The organism is Streptomyces arenae (assembly GCF_022343545.1).
In the GTDB taxonomy this organism is placed as follows: Bacteria; Actinomycetota; Actinomycetes; order Streptomycetales; family Streptomycetaceae; genus Streptomyces; species Streptomyces humi.
Genome location: NZ_JAKQYH010000097.1, coordinates 277,668 through 285,729, shown reverse-complemented (window position 1 = coordinate 285,729; position 8,062 = coordinate 277,668). Strand labels below are relative to the sequence as shown.

Sequence of the window (8,062 nt, the reverse complement as noted above, 5' to 3'; positions counted from 1 at the left end):
GTTCGGCTCCACCATCGCCGTAGGCGGCTTCCTCACGCCGCAGGGCGCGGCCGACTTCGGCTGGTTCGCCTACTCCCCGCTGTCGGACGCGGTCCGCTCGCCGGGTCTGGGCGCCGACATGTGGATCATGGGTCTGGCCTTCTCCGGCTTCGGCACCATCCTCGGTGCGGTCAACTTCATCACCACGATCATCTGCATGCGTGCGCCGGGCATGACCATGTTCCGCATGCCGATCTTCGTGTGGAACGTGCTGCTGACCGCCGTCCTGGTCCTGCTCGCCTTCCCCGTCCTCGCCGCCGCGCTGTTCGCGCTGGAGGCGGATCGGAAGTTCGGGGCACATGTCTTCGACGCGGCGAACGGCGGAGCGCTGCTCTGGCAACACCTCTTCTGGTTCTTCGGCCACCCAGAGGTGTACATCATCGCGCTGCCGTTCTTCGGCATCATCTCCGAGGTCATCCCGGTCTTCTCCCGCAAGCCGATGTTCGGCTACATGGGTCTGGTCGCGGCCACCATCTCGATCGCCGGTCTGTCCGTGACGGTGTGGGCCCACCACATGTACGTCACCGGCGGTGTGCTGCTGCCGTTCTTCTCCTTCATGACCTTCCTGATCGCGGTACCGACCGGTGTGAAGTTCTTCAACTGGATCGGCACCATGTGGAAGGGCTCGCTGTCCTTCGAGACACCGATGCTCTGGGCCACCGGCTTCCTGATCACCTTCACCTTCGGTGGTCTGACCGGTGTCATCCTGGCCTCGCCCCCGATGGACTTCCACGTCTCCGACTCGTACTTCGTGGTGGCCCACTTCCACTACGTGGTGTTCGGTACGGTCGTCTTCGCGATGTTCTCCGGCTTCCACTTCTGGTGGCCGAAGATGACGGGCAAGATGCTCGACGAGCGGCTCGGCAAGATCACTTTCTGGACGCTGTTCGTCGGCTTCCACGGCACCTTCCTGGTGCAGCACTGGCTGGGCGCCGAGGGCATGCCCCGTCGTTACGCCGACTACCTGGCGGCCGACGGCTTCACCACGCTGAACACCATCTCGTCGATCAGCTCCTTCCTGCTCGGCCTGTCGATCCTGCCGTTCCTCTACAACGTGTGGAAGACGGCCAAGTACGGCAAGAAGGTCGAGGTCGACGACCCGTGGGGTTACGGCCGTTCGCTGGAGTGGGCGACCTCCTGCCCACCGCCGCGGCACAACTTCCTCACCCTGCCGCGGATCCGCTCCGAATCCCCGGCGTTCGACCTGCACCACCCTGAGATCGCCGCCCTGGAGCAGCTGGAGCACGGCCACGCCGCCGCCGCTGTCACGGGCAGCAAGGAGGCCGGCAAGTGAAGATCCAGGGCCGCATGTTCGTGTGGCTGAGCGTCTTCGTCCTCGCCATGGCGATCGTCTATGGCGTGTGGTCGAAGGAGGCGGCCGGTACCACGGCGCTCTTCATGGCCTTCGGCCTGTGCATCATGATCGGCTTCTACCTCGGCTTCACGGCCTCGCGGGTGGACGCCGGTGCCCAGGACAACAAGGAGGCCGACGTCGCGGACGAGGCCGGCGAGGTGGGCTTCTTCAGCCCGCACAGCTGGCAGCCCCTCGCCCTCGGTGTCGGTGGCGCACTGGCCTTCCTCGGTGTCGCCGTCGGCTGGTGGCTGCTGTACTTCTCGGCGCCCATCATCATGATCGGTCTCTTCGGCTGGGTGTTCGAGTACTACCGCGGTGAGAACCGCACCCAGTAGGCACGCGCCCAGCGCACCGGGAGCCCGGATCCTCCGTCAGGAGGGTCCGGGCTCCCGCGCGTCACGGGCTCCCGCCTTCGGCGCAGTGCCCGTCCCCCGTCCGGACTACCTGCCGCGCCGGTCCCGAGAACATCTCATAGCGTGAAAATATGAGTCACTCTCCGTGCGTCCGTACCGTCGTCAGCTGCACCCTGCTGGTGACCGCCCTCGGTGCGGGCGTCGCCGCCTGCGGCTCGGACGGCAACCCGCTGTCGTCCAAGCCCTACGACGCGGCGGACCAGGTCTCCTTCAACACCCCCACGGACAAGGGGAAGCGGGCCGACCCGGACAAGCCCCTGGAGGTCGTCGCCAAGAGCGACGACGACCGGATCACGGACGTCACCGCCGTGGACGCCACCGGTCGCCATGTGGCGGGCGAACTCGACGCCGACGGCAGCCGCTGGCACAGCACCTCCCCGCTGGCCGCCAACGCCCACTACACGGTCCAGGTCAGCACCGAGGACGAGGACGGCGCACCCGGCCGCGAGGTCCTCACCTTCGACACCAGCCTGCCCACCACCAAGCAGCGCCTGAAGGTCACCTTCGGCCCGAAGTCCGGCGAGTACGGCGTGGGACAGCCCGTCACCGCCCAACTCGACCACCCGGTCAAGGACAAGGCCCAGCGTGCCGTCGTCGAGCGGGCCCTGCGGGTCGACTCCGTGCCCGCCGTGCAGGGCTCCTGGTACTGGGTGAGCGACAAGGAACTCCACTACCGGCCCAAGGACTACTGGCCCACCCACGCCACCATCCAGGTGCACAGCAACCTGGACGGCGTCCGGATCAGCGACCGCCTCTGGGGCGGCGCGGCCGCGCCGCTGAAACTCACCACCGGTGACAAGCTCCTCGCCCTCACGGACGCCGGCAGCCACGAGATGACGGTGTACAAGAACGACAAGGTGATCGACCGGATCCCCATCACCACCGGCAAGCCGGGTTACGAGACCCGCAACGGCGTCAAGGTCGTCCTGGAGAAGCAGTACTTCGTACGCATGCGCGGCACCACGGTCGGCATCGCCGAGGGCACCTCCGACTCGTACGACCTCCCGGTCTACTACGCCACCAGGGTCACCTGGTCGGGTGAGTACGTGCACGCCGCGCCCTGGTCGGTGGGTTCCCAGGGGTACGCGAACGTCAGCCACGGCTGCACCGGCATGAACACCTCGAACGCGGAGTGGTTCTTCGACACCTTCCACCCGGGGGACCTGGTGAGGGTCGTCAACTCCAACGGCGAGGAGATGGAGCACTTCGGCAACGGCTTCGGCGACTGGAACATCACCTGGAAGGACTGGCGCAAGGGCAGCGCCCTGGTCAACGGCACCCCGGACACCCCGGAACCGGCGGACGCGGCGAGAGTGCAGCCTGCCGCACTGTGACCCGCCCTCCAGGGCAGCCGGCCCAGGGGCGCGGGGCGGTAGTCGATATGCGGCTACCGCCGCGCGGGCGCGAACGGCCCCCACCGGCCTGCACTCGCGCACGCACCGCGCCCCACCCCCTCCTAGGCGCTCTGCAGCCTCTTCCGCCGCAACAGCGAAGCCAGCGCCGAGGCGAACTCCACCGGCTCCACCGGCAGCGTCACAGCGGCGTCCGCACGGCTCCACGTGGCGAGCCACGCGTCCTGCGGCCGCGCGATGAGCAGCAGCACCGGCGGGCAGTTGAAGATCTCGTCCTTGATCTGCCGGCACACCCCCATGCCCCCCATGGGCACGGCCTCGCCGTCCAGGACGCACACGTCGATCCCGCCCTTGTCCAGCTCGGCGATGACCGCCTGGGGTGTCGCACACTCCAGGAACTCGACGAGGGGCACATCGGGAGCCGGGCGCCGGCCGGCGGCCAGCCGTACCTGCTCGCGGGTGTTGGAGTCGTCGCTGTAGACCAGCACCGTGGCGGTCGGCTGCATTGTTCCTCCGAGACGTCAGCGTCGTACGGACAGGACCGATGCGCCGGATGCTACTCCCATGAACACCTCGTCAACACCTGTTGGAACACCGCTTCGATGGGCCATCCGGGCAGTACACACCGGGCGGACACCCCGAACGGCACCCCCCGGAGTGAGCGCGAGATAAGCGACCGACATAATGTCGGTCGTGGCGACAGCAACGACAGTAGATACCGGGCACGCGCACCCGTCGGTCAACCGGCCGAACCTCACCAGCGTCGGAACCATCATTTGGCTGAGTTCCGAGCTGATGTTCTTCGCGGCCCTCTTCGCGATGTACTTCACCCTGCGATCGGTGACCGGTCCGGCGCACTGGAAGGAGATGGCGAGCCATCTCAACATTCCGTTCTCCGCGACCAACACCACGATCCTGGTGCTCTCCTCCCTCACCTGCCAGCTCGGCGTGTTCGCCGCCGAGCGCGGGGACGTGAAGAAGCTCCGGGGCTGGTTCATCGTCACCTTCGTCATGGGTGCGATCTTCATCGGCGGTCAGATCTACGAGTACACGAGCCTGGTCAAGGAGGACGGCATCTCGCTCTCCTCCGACCCGTACGGTTCGGTGTTCTACCTGACCACCGGGTTCCACGGCATGCACGTGACGGGCGGCCTCATCGCCTTCCTGTTCGTCCTGGGGCGCACCTACGCGGCGAAGAGGTTCACGCACGAGCAGGCGACCGCGGCCATCGTCGTGTCCTACTACTGGCACTTCGTCGATGTCGTCTGGATCGGCCTCTTCGCCACGATCTACCTGATCAAGTAGCCGGGGCCGGCTCCACGCGCCGTAGAAGCGCACATTCCAGAAGCATCGACGCAGAAGATCCTGACACCGGGGTAATCCGTGAAAAAGCTCTCCGCACGACGACGCCATCCGCTGGCGGCGGTCGTCGTCCTACTCCTCGCGCTGGTGGGCACTGGGGGGGCCTACGCCTTTCTCGCACCCGCGGGCAAGGCTCAGGCCGATGAGACCTCCCAGTCCCTGACGATCGAGGAGGGCCAGAAGCTCTACTCGGTCGGCTGCGCCAGCTGCCACGGCACCAAGGGTCAGGGCTCGTCCGACGGCCCCAGCCTGGTGGGCGTGGGCGCCGCGGCCGTCGACTTCCAGGTCGCAACCGGCCGCATGCCGGCCGCCACCTCGCAGGGCCCGCAGGTCGTCAAGAAGAAGAACATCTACACCCAGGCACAGATCGACCAGCTCGCGGCGTACATCGCCTCGCTGGGCGCCGGTCCCGAGGTCCCCACCTCGGAGCAGTACGGCGCGGACGGTGCCGACATCGCCAAGGGTGGTGAGCTCTTCCGCACCAACTGCGCGCAGTGCCACAACTTCGTGGGCGCCGGTGGCGCGCTGACGAAGGGCAAGTTCGCCCCGAACCTCGAGGGCGTAGCCCCGAAGCACATCTACGAGGCCATGCAGACGGGCCCGCAGAACATGCCGTCCTTCCCCGACACCACGCTGACGGAGAAGAACAAGAAGGACATCATCGCGTACATCGACGCGGTCAACAGCCCCAACACGGAGAACCCCGGCGGTCTCAACCTGGGCGGCCTCGGGCCGGTCAGTGAGGGTCTGTTCGCGTGGATCTTCGGTCTCGGTGCCCTGATCGCGGTCGCCGTCTGGGTCGCCGCTCGGACCGCAAAGGCCAAGAAGTCATGAGTAGCCAAGACATTCCAGAAGAGAACCTGCCCGCTGAGCAGGGCCACGCGCACGGCGCCGTGGACGTCGCGGACGAGAGGGACCCGTTCACGGACCCCGGTCTGCCGCCCCACGAGCACCGGATCCAGGACATCGACGAGCGGGCCGCCAAGCGGTCCGAGCGCGTCGTCGCCCTGCTGTTCACGATCTCGATGCTGGCCACCGTCGGCTTCATCGCGTCGTACGTGACGATCCCGCACGACAAGTCGATCTTCGTCTTCCCGCTCGGTCACATCAGCGCGCTGAACTTCGCGCTGGGCATGACCCTCGGTACGGCGCTGTTCTGCATCGGCGCGGGCGCGGTCCACTGGGCCCGCACCCTGATGTCCGACGTGGAGGTCGCCGACGAGCGGCACGCCATCTCGGCCGAGCCCGAGGTCAAGGCCAAGGTCCTGGCCGACTTCAAGCAGGGCGCCAAGGAGTCGGCGATCGGCCGGCGCAAGCTGATCCGCAACACGATGTTCGGCGCGCTGACCCTGGTCCCGCTCTCCGGCGTCGTGCTGCTGCGCGACCTCGGCCCGCTGCCCGGCACCTCGCTGCGGCACACGGCGTGGTCGAAGGGCAAGCTGCTCGTCAACATGAACACCAACGAGCCGCTGCGTCCCTCCGACGTCGCCGTCGGTTCGCTGACCTTCGCCAAGCCCGAGGGCGTCGAGGAAGACCAGGAGGACTTCCAGAACGTCATGGCGAAGGCGGCCCTGATGATCATCCGGCTGCAGCCGGACAACATCAAGGACAAGCGCGAGCTCGAGTGGTCGCACGAGGGCATCGTCGCCTACTCGAAGATCTGCACCCACGTCGGTTGCCCGATCTCGCTGTACGAGCAGCAGACCCACCACGTGCTCTGCCCGTGCCACCAGTCCACCTTCGACCTCTCCGACGGTGCCCGAGTGATCTTCGGCCCGGCCGGTCACGCCCTGCCGCAGCTGCGCATCGGTGTGAGCGAGGAGGGCTACCTCCAGGCGCTCGGCGACTTCGAGGAGCCCGTCGGTCCTGCATTCTGGGAGCGCGGATGAGCACTTCAGAAACCTCAGAGTCCCGCGCGCGCGGGAAGGCACCGGCCGGCGAGCGTGTCGCCGACTGGGCCGACGGACGGCTCGGGATCTACTCCCTCGCCAAGTCCAACATGCGCAAGATCTTCCCCGACCACTGGTCGTTCATGTTGGGCGAAGTGTGCATGTACAGCTTCATCATCATCATCCTGACGGGTGTGTACCTGACGCTGTTCTTCCACCCGTCGATGAACGAGGTGGCGTACCACGGCAGCTACGTCCCGCTCCAGGGCCAGCTGATGTCCGAGGCGTTCAACTCGACCCTGCACATCTCCTTCGACGTGCGCGGTGGCCTGCTCATCCGGCAGATCCACCACTGGGCCGCGCTGATCTTCCTCGCCGGCATGTTCGTGCACATGATGCGCGTGTTCTTCACCGGCGCGTTCCGCAAGCCGCGTGAGATCAACTGGCTGTTCGGCTTCCTGCTGTTCGTCCTCGGCATGTTCACCGGCTTCACCGGTTACTCGCTCCCGGACGACCTGCTCTCCGGCACCGGTGTCCGCTTCACCGAGGGCGCGATCCTGTCGATGCCGATCGTCGGCTCGTACATCTCGTTCTTCCTCTTCGGCGGCGAGTTCCCCGGCCACGACTTCGTCGCCCGGTTCTACTCGATCCACATCCTGCTGCTGCCGGGCATCATGCTCGGGCTGATGGTGGGCCACCTGATCCTGGTCTTCTACCACAAGCACACGCAGTTCGCGGGTCCCGGAAAGACCAACAACAACGTCGTCGGCATGCCGCTGCTGCCGGTCTACATGGCCAAGGCCGGAGGCTTCTTCTTCCTGGTCTTCGGTGTCATCGCGGCCATCGCGGCGACCACCCAGATCAACCCGATCTGGGCCATGGGCCCCTACCGTCCGGACCAGGTGTCCACCGGCGCCCAGCCCGACTGGTACATGGGCTTCGCCGAGGGTCTGATCCGCTACATGCCGGGCTGGGAGATCAACTTCTGGGGCCACACCCTGGTCCTGGGCGTCTTCATCCCGCTGGTCCTGTTCGGTGTCGTCCTCGCGGCGATCGCGGTCTACCCGTTCATCGAGTCCTGGGTCACCGGCGACAAGAGCGAGCACCACATCCTGGACCGCCCGCGCAACGCCCCGACCCGCACCGGTTTCGGTGTCGCCTGGGTGACCGTCTACATGGTCGGCCTGATCGGTGGTGGCAACGACCTGATCGCCACCCACTTCCACCTGTCGATCAACGACGTCACCTGGTTCGTCCGGATCTTCTTCTTCGCCGGACCCGTGATCGCGTTCATCGTCACCAAGCGGATCTGCCTCGGCCTCCAGCGCCGGGACAAGGAGAAGGTGCTGCACGGTCGCGAGACCGGCATCATCAAGCGGCTCCCGCACGGTGAGTTCATCGAGGTCCACGAGCCGCTCTCGCAGGAGCAGCTGCACACCCTCACGGCCCACCACCAGTACGAGCCGGCCCAGGTCGGCCCGGCGGTCGACGAGAACGGTGTCGAGCGCAAGATCAAGGGGTCCGAGAAGCTCCGCGCCAAGCTGAGCAACGCCTACTACGGCGAGGACAACCAGATCCCGAAGCCGACCGTCGAGGAGTACAAGGAGATCACGAGCGGCCACGGCCACCACTGATCGACGGCGTCGCCACGCC

Annotated in this window: 8 protein-coding genes; 7 read left to right on the top strand and 1 reads right to left on the bottom strand. The window is 66.7% G+C overall.

The features are described from left to right. The 3 genes from MB828_RS46610 to MB828_RS46600 all read left to right on the top strand — a co-directional run. On the top strand, positions 1 to 1,333 hold a 1,333-nt coding region (locus MB828_RS46610), incomplete at its 5' end, for a cytochrome c oxidase subunit I (protein ID WP_301653428.1). Next, complete coding sequence (locus MB828_RS46605; protein ID WP_046727399.1) at positions 1,330 to 1,728, top strand: cytochrome c oxidase subunit 4; 399 nt, start codon at positions 1,330 to 1,332, stop codon at positions 1,726 to 1,728. The genes MB828_RS46610 and MB828_RS46605, both read left to right, overlap by 4 nt. Positions 1,729 to 1,877: 149 nt before the next feature. Continuing rightward, positions 1,878 to 3,140: a L,D-transpeptidase gene (locus MB828_RS46600; protein ID WP_301653427.1), complete on the top strand. Its 1,263-nt coding sequence runs from the start codon at positions 1,878 to 1,880 to the stop codon at positions 3,138 to 3,140. 122 nt (positions 3,141 to 3,262) lie between these two features. Here MB828_RS46600 and MB828_RS46595 read toward each other — a convergent pair whose 3' ends face one another. Further along, positions 3,263 to 3,664 carry a response regulator transcription factor gene (locus MB828_RS46595; RefSeq protein ID WP_133028207.1) on the bottom strand — a complete coding sequence of 134 codons (402 nt, stop codon included), beginning with the start codon at positions 3,662 to 3,664 and terminating at the stop codon, positions 3,263 to 3,265. Positions 3,665 to 3,842: 178 nt separating this feature from the next. Between MB828_RS46595 and ctaE the strand changes: the two genes are divergently transcribed. From ctaE to qcrB, 4 genes are all read left to right on the top strand, one after another. Continuing rightward, the gene (gene ctaE, locus MB828_RS46590; protein WP_301653426.1) at positions 3,843 to 4,463 is read left to right on the top strand and encodes an aa3-type cytochrome oxidase subunit III; all 621 of its coding nucleotides are present in this window, start codon (positions 3,843 to 3,845) and stop codon (positions 4,461 to 4,463) included. A gap of 78 nt (positions 4,464 to 4,541) precedes the next feature. Then, entirely contained in the window at positions 4,542 to 5,354 is an 813-nt protein-coding gene (qcrC, locus tag MB828_RS46585) for a cytochrome bc1 complex diheme cytochrome c subunit (protein WP_301653425.1), read from the top strand. Next, entirely contained in the window at positions 5,351 to 6,409 is a 1,059-nt protein-coding gene (gene qcrA, locus MB828_RS46580) for a cytochrome bc1 complex Rieske iron-sulfur subunit (RefSeq protein ID WP_046727404.1), read from the top strand. Before qcrC ends, qcrA begins: the two co-directional genes overlap by 4 nt. Beyond that, positions 6,406 to 8,043 (top strand): cytochrome bc1 complex cytochrome b subunit, encoded by a 1,638-nt coding sequence (qcrB, locus tag MB828_RS46575; RefSeq protein WP_133028209.1) that lies wholly within the window; start codon positions 6,406 to 6,408, stop codon positions 8,041 to 8,043. Before qcrA ends, qcrB begins: the two co-directional genes overlap by 4 nt. The last annotated feature ends 19 nt before the right edge of the window (positions 8,044 to 8,062 follow it).